This window comes from Catellatospora methionotrophica, assembly GCF_011297335.1.
Taxonomy (GTDB): domain Bacteria; phylum Actinomycetota; class Actinomycetes; order Mycobacteriales; family Micromonosporaceae; genus Catellatospora; species Catellatospora methionotrophica.
Genome location: NZ_JAAOTJ010000002.1, coordinates 635,233 through 656,365 on the forward strand (window position 1 = coordinate 635,233; position 21,133 = coordinate 656,365).

The following is a 21,133-nucleotide window of genomic DNA, read 5'->3' on the forward strand; positions in this document are numbered from 1 at the left end:
CAACCGATCATGTTCCTTCGCAGAGTGCTGCTCTGTGTCACCCTCGTGCTGGCGGGAGTCGGCGTCAACGCCGTCCCCGCGCAAGCGGCCGACTTCACGGTGCTGATCTTCAGCAAGACCGCGGGGTTCCGGCATGACTCGATCCCGGTGGGCATCACCGCGATCCAGCAGCTCGGCACCGCGAACAACTTCGCGGTGGAGGCGACCGAGGACGCCACCCAGTTCAACGACGCCAACCTGGCCAGATTCAAGGCCGTGATCTGGCTGTCCACCACCGGCGACGTGCTCGACGCCACCCAGCAGGCCGCATTCGAGCGCTACGTGCGCGCGGGCGGCGGCTACGTCGGCCTGCACGCCGCCTCCGACACCGAGTACGACTGGCCCTGGTACGGCAACCTGGTCGGCGCGTACTTCGCCAGCCACCCGGCGATCCAGCCGGTCACGGTGCGCGTCGAGGACACGGCCCACCCGTCCACCGCCGGCCTGCCGGCGAACTGGAACCGGACCGACGAGCTGTACAACTACCGCACCAACCCGCGCGCGTCGGTGCACGTCCTGGCCAACCTGGACGAGTCCACCTACACCGGTGGCAGCATGGGCGCGGACCACCCGATCGCGTGGTGCCGCGCCTACGACGGCGGCCGCTCCTGGTACACCGGCCTCGGCCACACCCAGGAGAGCTTCAGCGAGGCCAACTTCCGCACCCACCTGCTCGGCGGCATCCGCTACGCGGCCCAGGGCACCGGCAACTGCACCGTCGGCACCCAGCAGCCGGGCGGTTTCAGCCAGGTGACGCTGGCCAAGGGCGTGGCCGAGACGGGCGAGCCGATGGGCCTGACCGTGCTGCCGAACCGGGGTGTGCTGCACACCTCCCGCGACGGTGTGGTGCGCTACACCGACGTCAACGGCAACACCAAGGTCGCGCTGACGCTGCAGGTCTACACCCACGACGAGGAGGGTCTGCAGAGCATCAAGGCCGACCCGAACTTCGCCAGCAACCGCTGGGTGTACCTGTACTACGCGCCGCCGCTGAGCACCCCGGGCGGCGACTCCCCGGCGACCGGCACCGCGGCGCAGTTCGCGCCGTTCAACGGGTCCAACAAGCTGGCCCGGTTCACGGTCCGCGACGACAACACCATCGACCCGGCCACCCAGGTCACCATCCTCGACGTGCCGACCAGCCGGGGGCAGTGCTGCCACGTCGGCGGTGACATCGACTTCGACGCGGCCGGCAACCTGTTCCTGTCCACCGGCGACGACACCAACCCGTTCGACTCGGGCGGCTCCGCGCCGATCGACGAGCGGGCCGACCGCAACCCGGCGTTCGACGCTCAGCGGACCGCGGGCAACAGCAACGACCTGCGGGGCAAGGTGCTGCGCATCAAGCCCGGCGCGACCGGCGGCTACACCATCCCGGCGGGCAACATGTTCGCGCCGGGCACGCCCAACACCAAGCCCGAGGTGTACGCCATGGGCTTCCGCAACCCGTTCCGGATGAGCGTGGACAAGGCCACCGGCGTCGTCTACCTCGGCGACTACGGCCCCGACGGCGGTGCCGACCCCAACCGCGGTCCCGCGGGCACGGTGTCGTTCGAGCGGATCACCCAGCCCGGCAACTTCGGCTGGCCGTACTGCTCCAACTACAACACCCCGTACCACGAGTACACGTTCCCGACCGGCCCGTCGACCGGCCTGTTCAACTGCGCCGGCGGCCCGACGAACAACTCGCGCAACAACACCGGCATCACCACCCTCCCGCCGTCGCAGGCCGCCTGGCTGCCCTACGGCGGCGCGGGACCCTGGCGGCCCGAGCTGGGCGGCGGCGGCCCGATGGGCGGCCCGGTCTACCAGTTCAACCCGGCGCTGGTCTCCGACGTGAAGTGGCCCGCCTCGTACAACGGCAAGGTCATGCTCGGCGAGTTCACCAGCCGCTGGATCAAGGCGGCCACGATCAACGCCAACGGCACGGCCGGTGCGATCGAATCGGTTCCGTGGTCCGGAACCGCGATCATGGACATGGAGTTCGGGCCGGACGGTGCCCTGTACGTGCTCGACTACGGCACGACCTGGTTCGGCGGCGACGCCAACTCGGCCGTCTACCGCATCGAGTACAACAGCGGCGGCAACCGGGCGCCGATCGCCCAGGCGGCGGCGAACCCGTCCACCGGGGCGGCTCCGCTGACCGTGCAGTTCAGCTCGGCCGGCAGCAACGACCCCGACGGTGACGCGATCACCTACGCCTGGGACTTCACCAGCAACGGCAGCACCGACTCGACCGCGGCCAACCCGACGTTCACGTACGCGGCCAACGGCGAGTACACCGCCACGCTGACGGTCCGGGACACCGGTGGCCGGATCTCCACGGCCAGCGTCGTCGTCGGCGTCGGCCGGGCCGGGATCCAGATCGTCCTGCCGAGCAACGGCACCGTGTTCCAGTTCGGCGACCTGGTGCCCTACGAGATCCGGGTGACCGACCCGAACGCGGGCACGATCGACTGCAACCGGGTCGTGCTCAACTACGTCCTCGGCCACGACAGCCACGGACACCCCATCACCAGCAAGAACGGCTGCACCGGGTCGATCCAGACCACGGTCGACGGCGAGCACGACGCGGCCGCGAACATCTTCGGGGTGCTCGCCGCGGTGTACACCCCGCCGACCGGGACGGCCGTCTCGGCCCAGACCGTGCTCCAGCCGCGCACCCGCCAGGCTGAGCACTACAACACGATGAGCGGCGTCCAGCTCGCCGCCAAGGCCAGCGCGCACGGCGGCAACGCCGTCGGCTACATCGAGAACGGCGACTGGATCTCGTTCACGCCGTACAACCTGGGCGGCGTCACCGGGTTCAAGGCGCGGGTCGCCTCGGCCGGGGTCGGCGGCACGCTGACCGTACGGGTCGGCTCGCCGACCGGCACGGTCGTGTCCACGGTGCCGGTCGCCCCGACCGGCGGCTGGGAGACCTGGGTCGACGTGACCGGAACGGTGACCGTGCCGTCCGGGACGCAGACGCTGTACCTGGTGTTCACCGGTGCGGCCACCGGCTCGCTGTTCGACATCGACGATTTCACGTTCACCTCCGGCGGCACCCAGCCGCCGACAGGGGGCAACCTCGCGCTCAACCGTCCGGCGACGGCGTCGAGCGTCGAGGGCGCCTACACGGCGTCGGGTGCGGTCGACGGCTCGCTGACCACGCGGTGGAGCAGCGCGTTCGCCGATCCGCAGTGGATCCAGGTCGACCTCGGCCAGTCGTACGCGATCAACCGGGTCAAGCTGACCTGGGAGGCGGCGTACGGTTCGGCGTACCAGATCCAGACCTCGGCCGACGGCACGAACTGGACCAACGCCCGATCGGTCACCGGCGGCGACGGCGGGGTCGACGACAACACGGGCCTGACCGCCACCGGCCGGTACGTGCGCATCAACGGCACGGCCCGGGGCACCGGATTCGGCTACTCGCTGTTCGAGTTCGAGGTCTACGGTGACAGCGGCCCGCCGCCCACCTCGACCAACATCGCCCTGAACCGTCCGGCCACGGCGTCCACCGTGGAAGGCGCGTTCACGGCGGCGGCAGCGGTCGACGGCTCGCTGACGACCCGCTGGGGCAGCGCGTTCGCCGACCCGCAGTGGATCCAGGTCGACCTCGGCCAGTCGTCCGCCATCAGCCGGGTCAAGCTGACCTGGGAGGCGGCGTACGGGTCCGCGTACCAGATCCAGACCTCGGCCAACGGCACGACCTGGACGACGGTGCGGTCGGTGACCGGCGGCAACGGCGGCGTCGACGACAACACCGCGCTCGGGGCCACCGGCCGGTACGTGCGGATCAACGGCACCGCCCGGGGCACGGCCTGGGGCTACTCGCTGTTCGAGTTCGAGGTCTACAACTGACCTGGTAGAACGGCACAACGCCGGGCGCGGAGGACTCAGGTCCGCCGCGCCCGGCCTGTTCTTGCGAACTCATGTTCGCCGACCCGGCACTTATCCAACCGTGGCTGGCCGCCACGTCGTGACGGGCGCTGTGGCACGTCTCATCCCGTGTCGTGCTGACACGGCACCGGCCACGACATGAGGATGTGGGCATGAGTTCACCGCAGCCCGCCGTCGACCCCTCCCCGGATCACCGGTACCTGCTCGACAACGCGCGGGTGCAGGCGGGCGAGCGGTTCACCTGGCTGGCCAGGCTGTTCGACGGGGTCACGCGCGGGCACTTCGACCGGCTCGGTGTGAGCGCGGGATGGCGCTGCTGGGAGGTCGGCGCGGGAGGAACCAGCGTCCCCGAGGCGCTCGCCGCGGCGGTCGGGCCGACCGGATACGTGCTGGCCACCGACATCAACCCCGCCTGGCTGGACCCGCGCGGCGGGTACGAGGTGCTGCGGCATGACGTCGTCGCGGATCCGCCGCCGCAGCCGGGCACGTTCGACCTCGTACACGCGCGGCTGGTGCTCGTCCACGTGCCCGACCGTGCCCGTGCGCTGGCGACGATGGTCGCGGCGCTGCGTCCAGGCGGATGGCTGCTGATCGAGGACGCCGACACCGAGCTGCAGCCGCTGGCCTGCCTCGACGAGATCGGCCCGGCGCAGCAGCGCGCCAACCGGCTGCGGCGGGCCGTCCGGGAGCTGATGACCCGCCGGGGCGCCGAACTGCGCTTCGGCCGTACGCTGCCGCGGGCGCTGCGGGCAGCGGGCCTGGCCGACGTCGAGGCATCGGGCTGCTTCCCGGTCGGCGGCGTGGCCTGCGACCGGCTGGAGGCCGCGACGGTGCGCATGGTCCGCGCCGAGCTGCTGGCCGCAGGGCTGACCGACGACGCCGAGATCGACGCGCATCTGGCCGCCGTCGACGCCGGCGAACTCGACCTCACCCTCGCGCCGCTGATCTCGGCCTGGGGACGCCGCCCGGACTGAGCGGACTGTAGGAGTACGACCCGCTGGTTCAGCGATCGAGGCCGAGGGTTGCCGCGATCTGCCGTACGAAGTCCTCTTCGCTGCTGTCGGTGGTCGTCGCGAGCGCGGTGAGGCCGAGTTCGGTGGTCTGCCGGGCGAGCCGGTCGGTGAACATGGCGTCGCGCTGGAGCAGGTTGTCCAGCGCGCGTCGCGGATCGCTGGTCTTGGCGATGAAGCCCCACCCGGTGCCGCCGCGGGCGTCGAAGACGGCCTTGCGTAACGATGGGGACCCGAGCAGCCACACCGCGCGATGCTGGTCGGCGAGCAGGGGCTTGACGAGCTCCGGTAGCAGGCGGAAGCCCTCGGCGACGACGGGCCGGTCGGCGGGCAGGCGGAGCAGGTCGGCGATGATCTGTTCGAAGCCCTCGCCGTGGTACCAGTGGAAGGTCTGGAGCATCTCGTGCGGTGTCCGGTTGACCCACCGGTCGTCCATGTCCATGGCGGCGAACCTGCTCAGGCGCGGCGCGGTGTCGGCGGGCAGACGGCGGGCGTGGTCGGGCATGGCGGCGTCGGTGTCGTACACGCCGAGCCCGTAGCGGGCGGCGAGACGCCTGGCGGCGGTCGATTTGCCCGAGCCGCTGCTGCCGCCGATCCAGTAGACGTGGCTCAGCCGTCGCGGCAGCCCAGCTGGGTCGGGTCTGGAGTGCATCGTTCCTCCTCGCGGCGTGACGGCGCCAGCACTGTGCCCGGCGGTGTGTCGCCGATGCCTTGTGGAGGTTCTACACCGATACCAGCTCGCGCTCGGGCATCGGCTCGGCCTGCTGCGAAAGGTCAGCAGACGCCGCGACAGTCGGCTCTTCGGCCGGTGCGGCGGCAGACTGCGGCTGGGCCGGGGCCGCCGAGAGCGGTGGCTGCTCGGCGGCCAGGCGGCGGGTCAGCTGCTCGCCTTCGACGTCGACGTTGGGCAGGATCCGGTCGAGCCACGCGGGCAGCCACCACGCGGCCCTGCCCAGCAGTGACAGGACCGCCGGGACGATGGTCATCCGGACCAGGAAGGCGTCGACGGCGACGCCGACGGCCAGTGCGAAGCCGAGCGACTTGATGATGGTGTCGTCGGTGAGGATGAACCCGGCGAAGACCGAGATCATGATGAGTGCGGCGGCGGTGACGACGCGCGCGCCGTGGCGGGTGCCGGTGATGATCGCATCGTCGGGGGCCGCGCCGTGGACGTACTCCTCGCGGGTGCGCGTGACGAGGAAGACCTCGTAGTCCATGGCGAGGCCGAACAGCACGCCGATGAGGAAGATCGGCATGATGCTGACGATCGGGCCGGTGGACGGGACGCCGAACAGGTCGGCGAGCCAGCCCCACTGGAAGACCGCTACCAGGGCGCCGAACGCGGCCGCGACGCTGATCAGGAACCCGACGGTGGCCTTCAGTGGCACCAGTACGCTGCGGAACACCAGCATGAGCAGCACGAACGCCAGCCCGACCACGATCGCCAGGTACGGGATCAGGGCCGCGGTCAGCTTGTCCGACACGTCGATGTTGACCGCGGTGGCACCGGTGACCGACAGGTCCGCGCCGGTGGACGCGGCCACGGCTGGGGCGAAGTCGCGGATCGCCGTGACGAGGTCCTTGGTCTCCTGCGTGCCGGGGCCGCTGTGCGGGATGACGGTCAGCATGGCCGTGTCACGGTCGGGGTTGATCGTCGGCGGCGTGACCACGGCGACGTCGGGCAGCCGCGACACGGACTGCTGTGCCTGCCCGGCGGCGGTGCTGACGTCGCCCAGCGAGTCCTCGACGACGAGCAGCAGGGGGCCGTTGAACCCGGCGCCGAAGCCGGAACTGAGCTGCTCGTAGGCCATACGCTGGGTGGATCCGGGGGCGGCGGTGCTGTCGTCGGGCAGGGCGAGCGCCAGGTCGAGCGCGGGGACGGCCATGACACCGGCCACGCCGAGCGCCAGCAGCAGCGCGGGCACCCGGTGGCGCAGGACGCCACGGGCCCACCTGCCGCCCAGTGGCATGGTGGCCGGGGAACGGTGCCGGCCGATGCCCTTGCGGCGGTCGGCGGTCAGGATCCTGGGGCCGGCGAAGCCCAGCAGGGCGGGCACCAGGCTCAGCGTGATCGCGACGGCGACGGCGACCGTGCCTGCGGCGGCCAGGCCCATCGCGGTGAGGAACGGGATGCCGGTCACCGAGAGCGCGACCAGCGCGATGATGACGGTGAGTCCCGCGAACACCACCGCGGACCCCGCGGTGCCCACCGCGCGTCCGGCGGCCTGTTCGGGTTCGTGGCCGTCGGCCAGTTCGTGGCGGAACCGGGATACGACGAACAGCGCGTAGTCGATGGCTACGGCCAGGCCGAGCATGGTCGCCAGCGCCGAGGTCGACGTCGACAGGTCGAAGAAGCCGGTGGCGATCTGGATGCCGCCCATGCCGAAGCCGACGCCCAGCAGAGCGGTCAGCAGCGGCAGACCGGCCGCGACCAGTGAACCGAACGTCAGCAGCAGGATGAGCGCGGCCACGGCGATGCCGATGGCCTCGGCCGCGCCGCCCGCCTGCTGCTGCTGGGTGGCCGTGCCGCCGAACGCGACGCCGACACCGGCCGCCTCGGCGGTGCGCCCGGCCGCGTACAGGGCCTGCCGGTCGGTGTCGGTCAGGTCCCCGGGCGCGACGGTGTAGGCCACCGAGGCGAACGCCGTGCGCTGGTCGGGGGAGATGGTTCCGGCCTGGAACGGGTCGCCGACCTGGGCGACCTGCGGCGCGGCCCGCAGCGCCGCCACGGCGGCGGTGACCGCGGCCTGCTGGCCGGGGTCGGTCAGCTTCGCCTGGCCGCTCGCCGTGAACACCACCTGCGCGGACGCGTTGTCGGCCCCGACGCCCATCTTCTCGCGCAGCACGGTGATGGCCTGCGACGACTCGGTGCCCGGGATGCTGAAGGCGTTGCTGGTCGGCCCGGACAGCGTCGCCGCGCCCACGCCGACGGCGGCGAGCAGCACCAGCCACAGGGCGGTGACCAGGCCGCGGCGGCGGAAGGAGAACCGGCCCAGCCGGTACAGCAGATTTGCCATGATCATTTCCTTGCCGCGGTCGAGGGAGCGGTGGCGTCGGGGTGCACGGCCCGCAAGCAGGAACGATAGGAGCGGACTAAGCCGACCGGCTAACATTTGATGAGCCGAGAGGTATAGCCCACATTCGGTGGCAGCACCGCCGACGGGATCTCATAATCGCTGCTCAAGGCCCGTTAGCTGCGGGGCGTGACTGAGGAGGCCGGCCGCGATGGAGACCGCGCCACCGCGCCGCCGACGGGTCGGCCGCGAACAGCTGCTCGCCGCGGCGCTGCGGCTGTTCGCCCGTGACGGGATCCAGACGACGTCGCTGCAGGACATCGCCACCGAGGCCGGAGTGACCAAGGCCGGGCTGTACTACCACTACAAGACCAAGGACGAGATCGTCCTGGACGTGCTCAGACCTTCACTGGACGAGCTGCCGACCGTGACCCGCCGTGCCGAGGCCCACCGCACCCGCGCGGCACGTGTCGACGAGGTGCTCGGCGGCATCATCGACATCGCGCTCGACGAGAACTCCGGGTTCGCCGTGCTGATGAAGGACCCCTACCTCCAACAGTTGCTGAGCCAGCAGGAGTCGATGCGCCGGTGGTGGGACGACGCCACCACGCTCATCCTCGGACCCGCGCCCGACGTCGAGGCCCGGATCGGCCTGGTCATGTTCATCAACGGCCTGTCGGGCACCAGCCGCGACCCGGTCCTGGCGCCGCTCGACGACCGCAGCCGCCGACAGCAGCTGCTCGCCTGCGGGCGGCGCCTGCTGCGGGCCGAACAACCCACCGAGGCATGATCACCACGGTGTGACGCCGGTCAGGACCGGAGCGCGGTGACGGCCGTCGTCGCGGCTCGGGCGATGAGCGCGTCGTCGTAGCCCGCGCCGGTATCCTGCCGCCATGACGATCACCAGGTCCATCGTGCTGTTCGTCGTGGCGGCGTTGTTCGAGATCGGCGGAGCATGGCTGATCTGGCAGGGCTGGCGCGAGCATCGCGGGCTGTGGTTCATCGCCGCCGGTGTCGTGGCCCTCGGTGTGTACGGGTTCGTCGCCACGTTCCAGCCCGACCCCGACTTCGGCCGCATCCTGGCCGCGTACGGCGGCGTCTTCGTCGCCGGGTCCCTCGCGTGGGGCATGATCGTCGACAGGTTCCGGCCCGACCGCTACGACGTCATCGGCGCACTGATCTGCCTCGCAGGCGTCGCGGTCATCATGTACGCCCCCCGCCCCTGACCCAGCCCGCGCGTGGCTGCCGAACTGAACCAGTCGGTTCGACGCGGTCGGCATAGTCTGGCGCGATGCTTCATGGGTCTAATGGTGGCCGCGGGTCGGCCCGAGCGGTTTACCCCGGGACGTTCGATCCGTTCACGCCCGGTCACCTTGACGTCGTGGACCGGTCGCGTCGCATGTTCGAGCACGTCACGGTCCTGGTCGCGGTCAACGACGGCAAGCAGCCGTCTCGGCCGCCGGCCGCGCGGGCGCTGGAGATCCAGGCGCTGCTCCCCGAGGCCTGGCTCAACGTCACCGTGGCGGTCTGGCAAGGGCTGACCGTGGACTACTGCCGGCGTCATGGCGGTGACACGATCGTGCGCGGGGTCAGGAACGCCGCGGACTACCTGTACGAGCAGGAGCTCGCCAGGACGAACGCAGCGCTGGGCGTGACGACGTTGTTCCTGCCTGCCCGGCCGGAGCTGGCGGCGATGTCCTCCACGATGAGGCGAACCCTCCACGCCTGACAGCGCTCGGGTCGGGTGACTCGGCCAGCGGTGTGACACTGCGGGGCGGTCCGGCGCTATACCCGTGGGACCGGTGCGGCCGCACCCCATGCCGGTCCCCCCACCATGCTCCGCCGAGGTGATGCCGTGAGGCTGCGGCGGGCGGGGCTGTCCGAACGTTCAGGTGAAGAGGTGAGTCATCAGTGGCGACGAGTGAGCCCGAAGGCCGGTTCGCTGTACGGCGACAGGTTCACGAAGACCGGGTCGTGGTCTGGTTGCAGGGCGAGATCGATCTCATGGTCGCCGACCGGCTGCTGTCGGAGCTGCACGCCGCGGTCGAGCAGTCGCCTGAGATCGAGGTCGATCTCGCGGAGGTCACGTTCCTGGACTCCACGGGCATCAGGGCGCTGCTGAACGCGCACGCCGCCGCGCTACGGCTGGGGCACCGGATCTACGTGACGAACGCGTCCGGCATCGTGATGCAGGTGCTGGAGGTGACCGGGGTGGACAGCTTGCTGACCGCGGACCCGCGTGACAGGAGGCCGCAGGGTCGGTGACGTGCTCAGTCGGCGCTCTGTCGGGCCGGTCGTACGCATCCTGGCGGTCGTGCCGGGGGTCGCGGGCAGGCGTACCGTGCTCGGTCGCGCTGCCGGAACGCCCGTACGGGCAGGTGCGGCATCGACTCGCCGGCGGTGTCGGTGATCAGGTGACCCGCTCCGGCCGCCCCGATGGCGGCGCGGACATGCCGCTGGGGCCCGTACATCAGCAGCTCGACGCCGTGCCTGTGGGCTTGTGCGTGCGACATGCGCAGTGCCGCGATGCCGGCCAGGTCGATGGCGTCGACCGCGTAGAGGCCGAGCATGACCCGCCGTGCCGCCCGGTGGTCGAGCACGGCCGTGATCACGCGCGTCAGCCGGTGGCAGGTCGTGCCGTCCAGCCGGCCGCGCGCGTCCAGGCACAGCCCGGCCGCGGTGACGTGCAGCCGGAGCTGGAACAGCTCGGACATCGGTGCCTCCTCGGCGGCAGCGTAGTGGGCCGGACAACCGGCGGCGCGGTCAGCGGTGGTGAGTGCCGCGGGGAGCACGGTGGGCGCGGCCCGGCGGCCGGGGGCAGCGCAGGCTGGGCCTGGGACAGTGGCGCCAGCTGTCAGCGGCCGGACGCGCCGCGGGCGCGGATTTGTCTCCCGCGAGCAGGTCCTGGGCGGCGCACGCCAGCACGGTCGCCCGTGCGGGGTTGCTGGGCTGCACGACGGCCAGTTGCGCGCCCCTGGCGTGCGCGTCGCGGCGGCAGGCGATCAGCGCCGCCACTCCCGCCACGTCGAGGTAGGTCACCGCGTGCAGGTCGACCATGAGCCGGACCGGGTTCAGGCGGATCAGGGCCAGGTCGACGGCGGTGGTGAGCTGGTGGACGGTGCTCCCGTCCAGGCGGCCGCCGGCGGTCAGGTACAGGCCGAGCGGGCTGGAGTACAGCCGCAGGCGCAGCTTGTCAGCCACGGGCGCTGCCTTCGCCCACCGGCCGGTGTCGCGAACCCGCGACCGCTTTCGCCGCCATCTCGGCACCTCCTCGTATCGGTGCACCAGACGATCGCCACCGCATGTGGCGGAAGTTCCGCAGTGCCGTGACAGTTGTGTGACAAATGGCAAGAACGGCTGCTCAGGGCTGACGCTCGGACGTCCGCCGGGCGCGATCGCACGGGCGGTCGGCATCCGGGCGGCCGGGGAACCCGACCTACCGTCAGTACTTTCTGTACGGTCGTCACCTCATAGCGTGGCATCGAGCTGTCAGAATGTCTGGGCAGCCGCGCTTCGTCAAGGGTGAGGAAACCCCGATGAACCTGCCCCGGACCCGCAAACTCGACGACTACACCAAACTGCTCGTCGCACTGTTCGCCACACCCGCCCCGTTCGAGATCGCGATCGGCGTGGTCAAGCGCGAGCAGTACGACTACCGCCGCCTGGCGATCATCCTCGGCACCCTGATCGTGCTCGCCGCCGTGCTGGGGGTGCTGCGCCGCCGCAGCTGGTGGTATCCGCAGATCATCGTCGGCTACTACGTCCTGCTGGTCGGCACGGCTCTGGCCGGGCTCGGCCTGACCGCGGTGATCTGGGATGACGAGATCCGCGCGATGACCGGCTGGTCCGGCACCGTGGAGATCATCGTGACGGCGCTGGCTCCGTCGCTCGGCGTGCTCCTGGTCGCCGCCGGGGCGTACCTGGTCCGGGAACGGCGCAACCGGGCCAGGGCCGAGCTGGACAGTCCGCTGCCCGATCGCACCAGCATGGCCAAGATGACCCCGCTGAACCTGCGTACGTCGGCCGTGTGGACGTCGGAGGACACCACCCGCCAGCGCGGCCGCAACACCCTCATCGCGATCAGCCAGCGCTTCCTCGACATCAACGACCTGCACTATGTCGCCTGGTTCACCCCGCAGGCCGACTGTGACTTCTATGTGGACCTGTTCGACGACGACGCCCTCGACCTGATGGCCACCGGTGACTCCGGCGACCGCCGCACCAACTACATGCGCCACGCCCGCCATGTCCGCCATCTGATCGGCAAGCTCAGTGACCGGCTCGACGACCTGGACACCGGCCCGCTGGTGCGGGTGGTGCTCGACGTCGAGAAGGGGGCGATCTTCTACTACAGCCTGCCGGGCCTCGGCTTCCTCGTCGGCGTGACGCTCGACCAGCAGAAGGTCGACCCGACCGACTGGAAGATGTCGGACCTGTCGAACGCGTTCCTGCGCGCCCACGGCAAGCAGGAGGACGACGACTTCTACCGCCTGTGCCCGCACTGCGGGCGCAGCAACCGCGGCCACCCGGTCGGCCCTACCGGGCCGGTGGACACCCTCAACGTCGTCGTGCCCATGCCTCGCCGCGACGCCGGCTGACCCCGGTGCGGCCGCCGTCATCGCCGGGTCCGGCGGTGACGGCGCCCGCGTCAGGGATCACTCTTTCGCGACGGACCGATACCTGGCGGCCGCGCACTACGCTGGCGTTGGCCGGCACAGGTTCGGGCAGCGGTGCCGACCCGTCGGCGGAATGGTGGGATCATGCGTCGCCTTGCGGTGCTCACGGCGTTCGTGCTGGCGGGGCTGGGTGCGGCTGCCGTGTTCGACATCGACGCCGCGTCCCTGCCGCATTCGGCGGCCTACCACTGGGCTGCCTACCTGCTGCTGGCCATCGGCCTGTACGGCGCGACGTACGGCATCGACCTGGCGCAGGCCCGGCAGGACAAGAAGATCATCGTATCGGCGGTGACGGTCGGCGTCGTCGTCAAAGCACTGATCATCGGCGGTGTCCTGGCGCTGGCGTGGCGCGACCCGCTGTTCCTGCTGCTGGGTGTCGCCGTGGCGCAGATCGACCCGCTGTCGGTGGCGGCGCTGATGGGCGACGACCGGATGAGCACCCGCGCGCGCACCGTCCTGGCCGCCTGGTCGTCGTTCGACGACCCGATCACCGTCATCCTCACCGTCTACGCCGCCACGATCGCCACCTCGTTCGGCCTGGGCACGGCGTCCGCGGCTGCCGACGGCCAGTGGCCGTTGCACTACCTGACCGACCTCGCCGGCAACCTCGGGCTCGCCGCGCTGGCGTGGCTGGTGTGGCGCTACACCCGCCGGCAGCCGTGGCTGCAGTACGCGGTGCTGCTCGCGTGCGTGGTCGTGGCGATGTTCACCGGATGGATGCTGGCGATGGCCCTGATCGGCCTGTTCGCCCGCCCGCCGGCGCTGGAGCGGCTCATGCCCCGGATCACCGAGGCGGCCATGTACGCGGCGGCGGCCGGGCTGGGCGTGCTGCTGATCGGCGGCGTCGACCTCGCGGCCGGCATCGCGCTGGGGGCGGTGGCGTTCCTGGCGCAGGCCCTCGTCGCGTGGCCGCTGACCCGGGGCATGCCCTCCGCCGACCGCTGGCACCTGGCCGCCGCGCAGCAGCACGGCATCACCGCGATCATCCTGGCCCTCACCCTGGAGATCCAGTTCACCGGCGTGGTCGCGGTGATCGCGCCGACGATCCTGACCGCGAACCTGCTGCACATGTTCGGCAACCACCTGCTCGACCGGCGGCTGGCGCGCCCGGCGCCAACCACGACGGACGGGCCCTCCGCTGTGGAGACCGCCCCGATGCCGTCCCAGCCCGCCGCAGCCGACGCTTCCCAGCCCGCCGGGCAGCAGCAGGTCCCGGACCTCTGAACCCCATGCCCGGCTGACCGGATCAGCGGGGTGGCCCGCTGCGGGAAGGGTGGGGGTGGCCCTACCCCTGGTCAGGGGGCGTGCGGGATTCCTTGGCAAGGTCGCATTCGGCAGGCTCGAACCCATGAGTCAAGCCATGATCGCGGACCGTCCTCCGGCCACCCGGGGCAGCGACTTCGCGCACCTGTCGGAACGGATCAAGAAAGCCGGGCTGCTCGACCGCCGCCCCGGCTACTACGCGCTGCGCATCGGGCTCGTCGTCGTGGCGTACGCCGGGGCGTGGGCGGCGTTCGCGCTGATCGGCGACTCGTGGTGGCAGCTGCTCGTCGCCGCCGCGCTCGCCGTGGTGTACGCCCAGGTGGCCCTGGTCGCCCACGACCTCGCGCACCGTCAGGTCTTCGCCTCGCGCAGGCCGAGCGAGATCGCCGGGCTGCTGGCCGGCAATCTCGGTATCGGCATGAGTTACGGCTGGTGGATGGACAAGCACACCCGCCACCATGCCAACCCCAACCACGAGGACCACGATCCCGACGTATCGCCCGACATCCTGATCTGGTCCACCGACCAGGCGCGGGCCAGCCGGGGAGTGCCCCGCCTCGTCGGGCGTTACCAGGCATACCTGTTCTTCCCGCTGCTGCTGCTGGAAGGGCTGAACCTGCACGTGTCGGGTGCCCGCGCCCTGCGCCGCCGGGGGATCCGGCACCGGGCGGCGGAGATCGCGTTGTTCACCGTGCACGTGCTCGGCTATCTCGGGGTCGCCTTCGCGATGCTGCCGCCCGGCAGGGCACTGGCCTTCGTCGCGGTCCACCAGGGGCTGTTCGGCCTCTACCTGGGCTGCACGTTCGCACCCAACCACAAGGGCATGCCGATGGCCACCGACGACATGGACTACCTGCGCAAGCAGGTGATCACCTCGCGGGACGTGACGGGCGGGCGGCTGGTCGACCTGGCGCTGGGCGGGCTCAACCACCAGATCGAGCACCACCTGTTCCCGAACATGCCCACGCCGAACCTGCGCCGGGCCAAGCCGATCGTGCGGGAGTATTGCGCCGGGATCGGGGTGCCCTATGCGGAGTCGGGCCTCGTCGCGTCGTATCGCCAGGCTCTGACGCACCTGCACCGTGTCGGAGCGCCGCTGCGGGCACGGTAGTAGACCAGCGCCGGTGATCCGGGCGCCAGGTCGCCGTTGTAGGCGGCGTTGACCGCGGTGACGGCGGTGCCGGACCGGGTGACGGAGGCGTTCCAGGCGTTGGTGATCTTCTGGGTCGCGGGCCTGTCACCGGAAGGCGCGCGTCACACCCGCTCCACGACGACTCCGGCCGTGGTCAGCGCGTGCACGTCCTCGTCGGACGCGTCCTCGGTGGTGACCACGACGTGCACCGCCGACACCGGTGCGACCAGGGCCAGTGCCACGCGGCTCAGTTTGGCCGGCTCGGCCACCACGATGACGCGGCGCGAGGAGCCGATCGCGGCGCGCTTGATCGCCGCGTCGGCGAGGTCGAACGCCGTCAGGCCCTGCTCGGCGGTGAGGCCGCAGCAGCCGATCACGGCGGTGTCGAACCGCAGTGCGGCCAGGGACGCCTCGGCCAGCGGGCCGATCATCGTCAGCTCGCCCGGCCGGGGCTCGCCGCCGGGCAGCAGCAGCCGCAGTTGCGGTGCGCTGGTCAGCACGTTGACCGCGTGCAACGACAGGGGCATCACGGTCAGCCGCCGACCTGTCAGCGCGTGGGCGACCTCGAGACACGTCGTGCCGCTGTCGAGTACGACCGCCTCGCCGTCGGCGATCATCTCCGACACCGCCGCGGCGATGCGGCGCTTGCCGTCGGAGCGCTCGTGCGCCCGTACCGCGAACGGGGTCTCCTCGCCGCGCAACTGCACCGTGCGCGCGCCGCCGCGGTATCGCTGCAGCGCGCCCTGCTCGGTCAGCACATCCAGATCGCGGCGGATGGTCATCTCCGACGCGCTGGTCAGCTCGGCCAGTTGGGTCACGCTGAGCTGGCCCGCCTGGCGCACCGCGTCGATGATCTGTCGATGCCGGTCAAGACTCACAGCACGTATTGAACACCACAGAACATCGAACCACCAGTTTCAAACACATGAGATGTTTGTTATGTTCGCTTCCATGTTAACTCCGCTGCGGGCTGCCCGGATGGCGACCTTCACCTATTTCGTGCTCAACGGGTTCGTCCTCGGCATCTGGGTCGTCCACATCCCCGCCATCGAACAGCACCTCGGCATCACCCACGCCACCCTCGGCTGGCTGCTGCTGCTGTTCGGCGGAGGGGCCTTCCTCGGCATGCAGGTCGCCGGACCGCTCGCCGACCGCCACGGGGCCCGCCGCACCGTTCCCGTCAGCGGCGTGCTGATCAGCGCGGCCCTGATCCTGCCCGCCCTCGCGACCAGCACCTGGACCCTGGCCGTGGCGCTACTGATCTTCGGCATCGGCAACGGCTGCCTCGACGTCAGCATGAACGCCCATGCCGTCCAGGTCGAAGCCGCCTACCAGCGGCCGGTCATGTCCGCGTTCCACGCCATGTTCTCCATCGGCGGCGTGTTCGCGGCCCTGCTCGGCGCACGCACCCTCAGCTGGCAGTGGAGCACCGCCACCGTGCTCGCCGCCGTCAGCGCCACCGGGATCGCCGTCGCGCTGCTGGCAGCGCGCAGCCTGCTGCCCGCACCGCACGCCACCGCCGCGCCGGCACCTGACACCCGGACGCGTGGACCGGTGCCGCTGCGGATCTGGGCGCTGGCGTTCCTGGCGTTCATGCTCATGCTCAGCGAAGGCGTCGCGGCCGACTGGAGCGCCCTGGCGATGCGCGACGTCCTGGACACGAGCACGGCCACCGCCGCGTTCGCCTACGGCGCCTTCGCGACGGCCATGACCACCGGCCGGTTCCTCGCCGACCGGGTCGTCGCCCGTTTCGGCCCGGTCGCCGTCGTCCGGTACGGCTGCCTCGTCGCCGCCGCGGCCCTCGTACTCATCACCCTGTCCCCGAACGTGCCCCTCACCCTCGTCGGCTGGACCCTGTTCGGCATCGGCCTGTCCGGAACGATCCCGCAACTGTTCAGCACCGCGGGCCACACCGACCCGGCCGCCGCGGCGACCAACATGTCCCGCGTCGTGGGCCTGGGCTACGTCGGCCTGCTCGCCGGACCCGCGGTGATCGGGGCGCTCACCCGCGTCATGCCGCTCAACTACACGTTCCTGCTGCCACTGCTGTTCTGCGCCGTCGCGGCGTGCACCGCCTCCATCGTCCGGCCCGAGCCCGCCCCCACTCGACCGGTGGTGGCAGCAGCCCGCTGACCGCGGTACGTCGGTGGGTTGATGACAGTGGCGGCGCGACGTCGCTAGCGTCTGCCGGATGCGATGGCGTCAGCTGGCCGATGTGGTGCTGGTGTCGTGGCTGCTGGCCGCCGCGCTGCTGCTGGCGGGCACCGACGTCGCCGCGGCCACCACCGGCGTGCCGATCGACGCCGCCGGGTGGGCGCTCATCCTCGCCCTCCACCTTCCGCTGTACGTGCGGACCTGGTTCCCGCTGCCGATCCTGCTCGCGGTGGCCACCGCGGCGACGGTCTACCTCACGCTCGGCTACTACCACTCGGTCGTGACGTTCGCCGTCGCGCTGGCGGTGTTCACCGTCGCCGAGACCCGGCCCCGCCGGACGTCGGTGCCCGGCGCGCTGCTGGGCTGGGCCGTGCTGCTGTACGCCCAGCGCGCGCTCGACGGCGACGAGCGCCTGTTCGGCTCCGTGGTGGTCACCTTCATCCTCCTGGTGGCGTGGGGATTCGGCGACAACTGGCGGCAACTGCGCGAACGGGGCCGGCGGCTGGCGTACCTCACCGAGCAGCTGCGCCGCGAGCAGCAGGAACGGGCCCACCAGGCGGTCTCGCAGGAACAGCGCCGGATCGCACGCGAGCTGCACGACGTCGTGGCGCACCACATGTCGGTGATCTCGGTGCAGGCCGGGCTCGGCCGGTACGTGCTGGACGCCGACCCGCAGACGGCGCGGACCGCGCTGGACGTGATCGCGGGCACCGCGCACGAGGCGCTGAGCGAGATGCGGCGGCTGCTCGCGGTGCTGCGGGTGTCGTCGGTGGAGGCCGGCGAGCCCGCGCAGTTCGACGCCGCGCCGGGCCTGGACCGGTTGCCGCACCTGCTGGACCGGGTCCGGGCGGCGGGCGCGACCGTCACGTCGCATACCGAGGGCGAGCCGGTGACCCTGCCGCCGGGGCTGGCGCTGTGTGTGTACCGGGTCGTGCAGGAGTCCCTCACCAACGTGCTCAAACACGCGGTGCCGCCCGAGGCCGCGGTGTCGCTGACGTGGCGCGCGCAGTCGCTGGAGGTCCGCGTCACCGACCGGGGCGCACCCCGGAGACCGGAATCACCCTCCGATGTGGTGCGCCACGGGTTGATCGGCATGCGGGAGCGGGCGAGGATCTACGGCGGGACGCTGTCGGCCGGGCCTCGGCCGCAGGGCGGGTTCGAGGTGCGCCTCACGCTGCCGATCGGGGAACACGGCGATGGTTGACGTCTTGGTCGTCGACGACCAGGTCCTCATCAGGGCAGGGCTGGTCGCCATGATCAAAGCCGCGCCCGGCCTGAACGCGGTGGGGGAGGCGTCCTCCGGAGAGCAGGCCGTCGAGCTGGCGGCGCGGCTGCGGCCGGACGTGATCCTGATGGACATCCGGATGCCGGGCCTGAGCGGCGTCGCGGCGACAGAGCAGATCCTGGCGGCGGCCACCCACGACCCGCCGCGCATCCTCATCCTGACCACGTTCGACCTCGACGAGTACGTGTACGCGGCGCTGCGGGCCGGGGCCAGCGGATTCATGCTGAAGGACACCAGCCCCGAACGGCTGTTCGCGGCGATCGCCGCCATCGCGGGCGGGGACATGCTGTTCACCCCGGGGGTGCTGCGCCGGCTGATCGAGGCGAACACCCGCCCCGGCCCGGCCGCGGGCGCACCCGGCCAGGACCTGGCCGCGCTGACCAGCCGGGAACAGGAGGTGCTGCGCCTGGTCGCGCGCGGGCTGTCCAACACCGACATCGCCGGCACCCTGTACGTGAGCGAGGCGACGGTGAAGACGCACCTCAACCGCCTGATGTCGAAGCTGTCGCTGTCCAGCCGGGCCCAGGCCGTCGTGGTCGCGTACGAGTCCGGGCTGGTCACCCCCGGCAGCCCCGACTGACTACTCCGCCGGTTGGACCGCTACCGCCCTGGTGGGAGATCGGCGTCCATACCCCGGGTGCACGCGCTGGCCTGCCCCGCGCTGTGACGATGGGCAGGGGAGGTCGCGGTCATGATCTCGTGACGCGCCCGATCCCAGACCGAGAGGACGTCATGAAGAAGACCACAGCGATCACGGCCGCGCTCGGCGCGGCGGCCGCGGCGATCATCGTCGCGCTCGCCGCGCCGGGTGCGGCCCACGCCGCGCCCAGCTGCAGCACCAGCACCGGCGGCTCGGTGTTCTATCCGGGCCCGTCAGCGTCGAAGGTGTACAACGACCGGTTCAGCCAGGGTTTCGACCTGCGGCTGCTGAGCACGCACGTGCCGCAGGGCATCTCCTACTTCGGCGACATGTCGGTGCACCTGACCAGCCACTGGAACCGCACGGCGGGCGGCCGGGCCCGGATCAACGCCCAGGCGTGGGACGGCGTCGACAAGGGCGAGTTCGACATCTACGAGACCCACGCCGGGGGTATCGCGGTCGCCAGCGGCTACCTGTACGTGTCCGGCGGCGGTCAGAAGATCCGCCGGTACAGCCTGACCAACGTGCGGACCGCGCTGGAGACCACCGGCGTGCCGTACCTGGCGCAGTCCGGTGAGCAGGAGACCAACGGCAACTCGTTCCTGACCGCCGGCCCCGGCGGCACGGTCTGGGCGGGCAACTTCGACGAGACCACCCAGAAGTCCATGTGGGAGTACAGCGTCAACGGCGACGGCACGCTGTCGGTCAAGAGCGGCCCGTACGCCGTGCCCCCGCGCACGCAGGGCGTGGTCGTCACCGACACGCACTTCATCTTCAGCACGTCGTACGGCCGGACGAACCTGAGCTACATCTTCGTCGTCAAGCGCGGCTACGGAAACACCTGGGCCAACGCGACCGGCGCGTGCTTCTCGGCGCCCAGCATGACCCAGGGCCTGTCCCGGGTCGGCACGGTCGTGTACGTGAACTACGAGTCCGGTTCGGCGGAGTACACCGGTGCCCGCAACGTGGTCAACCACTCGCACAAGGCGTCGCTGCAGAGCCTGCTCGACCTGGCCCCCTGACAGCACGTCCGCGTGGTGCCCCATCCGCTCGGGGCACCACGCGGTGCGCTCGCCTACAACGCCCGGCCGTGGCGGGTGAGGATCTGCGACAGCACGGCCGCGGCGGTCGGGGTCAGGTCACGCTTGACGGCCTCGGCGAGGCTGACGAACTCCGCGGCCTGACCCTCACCGACGACGATGGCGCCGGCGGGCACCACGCCGCAGCGGGCCGTATAGGCGCGCATGTCCACCCCTGACGTGCCTTCGGCGAGGTCTGGGCGCACGTCCTGCCAGAGGAGCCGCAACGGGGCGTCGACGACGAGCCCGGTCTCCTCGGCCAGTTCACGTCGGGCGGCCTGCTCGTAGTCCTCGCCCTGCTCGACATGTCCGCCGACCAGTCCCCACTGGCCCGGTTCGGCACGCGCGTTCCGATCACGGAGCTGCAGCAGTACCGCCCCGGCGGGATCGACCAGCAGCACCACCGCGATCCGGACCGGCGGACCAGCCGGTACCGGCAGGTGAGTACCTTCGGCGCGGTGCAGCCCGGCGCGTACCCGGTGCCGGAGCAGCTCGTACTGTCCACGGCACCGGCGCGGCGCACCGGGCGGACGGGCCACGTCCACGCCGCCGGTCACGGTCTCACCCGGGTGGAACTGCTCCCGGGTGAGGTCGACCTCGGTGCCGTCGGGCAGCCGGTTCCAGTAGTGGTGCCCGCGCCGTACGCCGTCCTCGAACACCTCGCCCAGCAGCAGCTCGCCGCCGAGCAGGTCATGGACGACGAGGGCGGTGACCCCGCACTGGCCGCGACCCGGGTTGTCCGGCCGCCAGTCCGCGAGGTCCACGGGATCACAGGTGTCGGGCCCCCAGGCCTCCCGCACGATGGGCCGCAGCAGCGACAGGTTCAGCATCGCGACATCATGCCGCCCACGTCCGACACCGGCCGCCGGCCCCGTCGGCACCGACCCGCCCGGCCCCGGGACCTGGCATGGCGGCGGCCACCTGGTCACAGGTGGCCGCCGTGAGTGTCGGTCGGT

At 71.3% G+C, this 21,133-nt stretch carries 19 protein-coding genes and 1 pseudogene; 13 read left to right on the forward strand and 7 right to left on the reverse strand.

The genetic code is table 11. From position 1 onward, the window contains the following. Positions 1–9 precede the first annotated feature (9 nt). Positions 10–3,885 (forward strand): ThuA domain-containing protein, encoded by a 3,876-nt coding sequence (locus tag HAV40_RS10130; RefSeq protein WP_166380603.1) that lies wholly within the window; start codon positions 10–12, stop codon positions 3,883–3,885. Positions 3,886–4,076: 191 nt separating this feature from the next. Continuing rightward, complete coding sequence (locus tag HAV40_RS10135; RefSeq protein ID WP_239085663.1) at positions 4,077–4,898, forward strand: methyltransferase domain-containing protein; 822 nt, start codon at positions 4,077–4,079, stop codon at positions 4,896–4,898. Positions 4,899–4,926: 28 nt separating this feature from the next. On the opposite strand, the gene HAV40_RS10140 is transcribed toward HAV40_RS10135, so the two are convergent. Then, on the reverse strand, positions 4,927–5,586 hold the full coding sequence (locus HAV40_RS10140) for a hypothetical protein (protein WP_166380604.1): 660 nt from the start codon (positions 5,584–5,586) through the stop codon (positions 4,927–4,929). Between the two features lie 70 nt (positions 5,587–5,656). Next, positions 5,657–7,951 (reverse strand): MMPL family transporter, encoded by a 2,295-nt coding sequence (locus tag HAV40_RS10145; protein WP_166380605.1) that lies wholly within the window; start codon positions 7,949–7,951, stop codon positions 5,657–5,659. 208 nt (positions 7,952–8,159) lie between these two features. Between HAV40_RS10145 and HAV40_RS10150 the strand changes: the two genes are divergently transcribed. The 4 genes from HAV40_RS10150 to HAV40_RS10165 all read left to right on the forward strand — a co-directional run bounded on the left by HAV40_RS10150 (position 8,160) and on the right by HAV40_RS10165 (position 10,213). Further along, positions 8,160–8,738 (forward strand): TetR/AcrR family transcriptional regulator, encoded by a 579-nt coding sequence (locus HAV40_RS10150; RefSeq protein ID WP_166380606.1) that lies wholly within the window; start codon positions 8,160–8,162, stop codon positions 8,736–8,738. A gap of 103 nt (positions 8,739–8,841) precedes the next feature. Next, complete coding sequence (locus HAV40_RS10155) at positions 8,842–9,174, forward strand: YnfA family protein (RefSeq protein ID WP_166380607.1); 333 nt, start codon at positions 8,842–8,844, stop codon at positions 9,172–9,174. 65 nt (positions 9,175–9,239) lie between these two features. Then, on the forward strand, positions 9,240–9,677 hold the full coding sequence (coaD, locus tag HAV40_RS10160) for a pantetheine-phosphate adenylyltransferase (protein ID WP_166380608.1): 438 nt from the start codon (positions 9,240–9,242) through the stop codon (positions 9,675–9,677). 182 nt (positions 9,678–9,859) lie between these two features. Continuing rightward, the gene (locus HAV40_RS10165; protein ID WP_166380609.1) at positions 9,860–10,213 is read left to right on the forward strand and encodes an STAS domain-containing protein; all 354 of its coding nucleotides are present in this window, start codon (positions 9,860–9,862) and stop codon (positions 10,211–10,213) included. A 5-nt stretch (positions 10,214–10,218) separates the two neighbouring features. Here HAV40_RS10165 and HAV40_RS10170 read toward each other — a convergent pair whose 3' ends face one another. After that, entirely contained in the window at positions 10,219–10,662 is a 444-nt protein-coding gene (locus HAV40_RS10170) for an STAS domain-containing protein (RefSeq protein WP_166380610.1), read from the reverse strand. A gap of 49 nt (positions 10,663–10,711) precedes the next feature. Further along, positions 10,712–11,149, reverse strand: a complete 438-nt coding sequence (locus tag HAV40_RS10175; protein ID WP_166380611.1) for an STAS domain-containing protein — start codon at positions 11,147–11,149, stop codon at positions 10,712–10,714. Between the two features lie 335 nt (positions 11,150–11,484). Between HAV40_RS10175 and HAV40_RS10180 the strand changes: the two genes are divergently transcribed. The 3 genes from HAV40_RS10180 to HAV40_RS10190 all read left to right on the forward strand — a co-directional run bounded on the left by HAV40_RS10180 (position 11,485) and on the right by HAV40_RS10190 (position 14,998). Beyond that, positions 11,485–12,546 (forward strand): hypothetical protein, encoded by a 1,062-nt coding sequence (locus tag HAV40_RS10180; RefSeq protein WP_166380612.1) that lies wholly within the window; start codon positions 11,485–11,487, stop codon positions 12,544–12,546. Positions 12,547–12,708: 162 nt separating this feature from the next. Beyond that, complete coding sequence (locus HAV40_RS10185; protein ID WP_166380613.1) at positions 12,709–13,848, forward strand: cation:proton antiporter domain-containing protein; 1,140 nt, start codon at positions 12,709–12,711, stop codon at positions 13,846–13,848. 124 nt (positions 13,849–13,972) lie between these two features. After that, on the forward strand, positions 13,973–14,998 hold the full coding sequence (locus HAV40_RS10190) for a fatty acid desaturase family protein (protein ID WP_166380614.1): 1,026 nt from the start codon (positions 13,973–13,975) through the stop codon (positions 14,996–14,998). Here HAV40_RS10190 and HAV40_RS38845 read toward each other — a convergent pair. Next, a pseudogene (locus HAV40_RS38845) lies at positions 14,914–15,108 on the reverse strand (cellulose binding domain-containing protein); the annotation flags it as partial. The gene HAV40_RS10190 and the pseudogene HAV40_RS38845 sit on opposite strands and share 85 nt — an antisense overlap. Before the next feature lie 33 nt (positions 15,109–15,141). Further along, entirely contained in the window at positions 15,142–15,897 is a 756-nt protein-coding gene (locus tag HAV40_RS10200; RefSeq protein ID WP_166380615.1) for a DeoR/GlpR family DNA-binding transcription regulator, read from the reverse strand. Positions 15,898–15,958: 61 nt separating this feature from the next. Here HAV40_RS10200 and HAV40_RS10205 point away from each other — a divergent pair, with 61 nt between their 5' ends. From HAV40_RS10205 to HAV40_RS10220, 4 genes are all read left to right on the forward strand, one after another. After that, positions 15,959–17,152 carry an MFS transporter gene (locus HAV40_RS10205; RefSeq protein ID WP_166380616.1) on the forward strand — a complete coding sequence of 398 codons (1,194 nt, stop codon included), beginning with the start codon at positions 15,959–15,961 and terminating at the stop codon, positions 17,150–17,152. 58 nt (positions 17,153–17,210) lie between these two features. Further along, on the forward strand, positions 17,211–18,377 hold the full coding sequence (locus HAV40_RS10210) for a sensor histidine kinase (RefSeq protein WP_166380617.1): 1,167 nt from the start codon (positions 17,211–17,213) through the stop codon (positions 18,375–18,377). Beyond that, positions 18,370–19,038, forward strand: a complete 669-nt coding sequence (locus HAV40_RS10215; protein ID WP_166380618.1) for a response regulator — start codon at positions 18,370–18,372, stop codon at positions 19,036–19,038. Before HAV40_RS10210 ends, HAV40_RS10215 begins: the two co-directional genes overlap by 8 nt. 152 nt (positions 19,039–19,190) lie before the next feature. Then, positions 19,191–20,120 (forward strand): hypothetical protein, encoded by a 930-nt coding sequence (locus HAV40_RS10220; RefSeq protein ID WP_166380619.1) that lies wholly within the window; start codon positions 19,191–19,193, stop codon positions 20,118–20,120. A 53-nt stretch (positions 20,121–20,173) separates the two neighbouring features. Here HAV40_RS10220 and HAV40_RS10225 read toward each other — a convergent pair whose 3' ends face one another. After that, positions 20,174–21,007 (reverse strand): YunG family protein, encoded by an 834-nt coding sequence (locus HAV40_RS10225; protein ID WP_166380620.1) that lies wholly within the window; start codon positions 21,005–21,007, stop codon positions 20,174–20,176. Between the last annotated feature and the right edge of the window lie 126 nt (positions 21,008–21,133).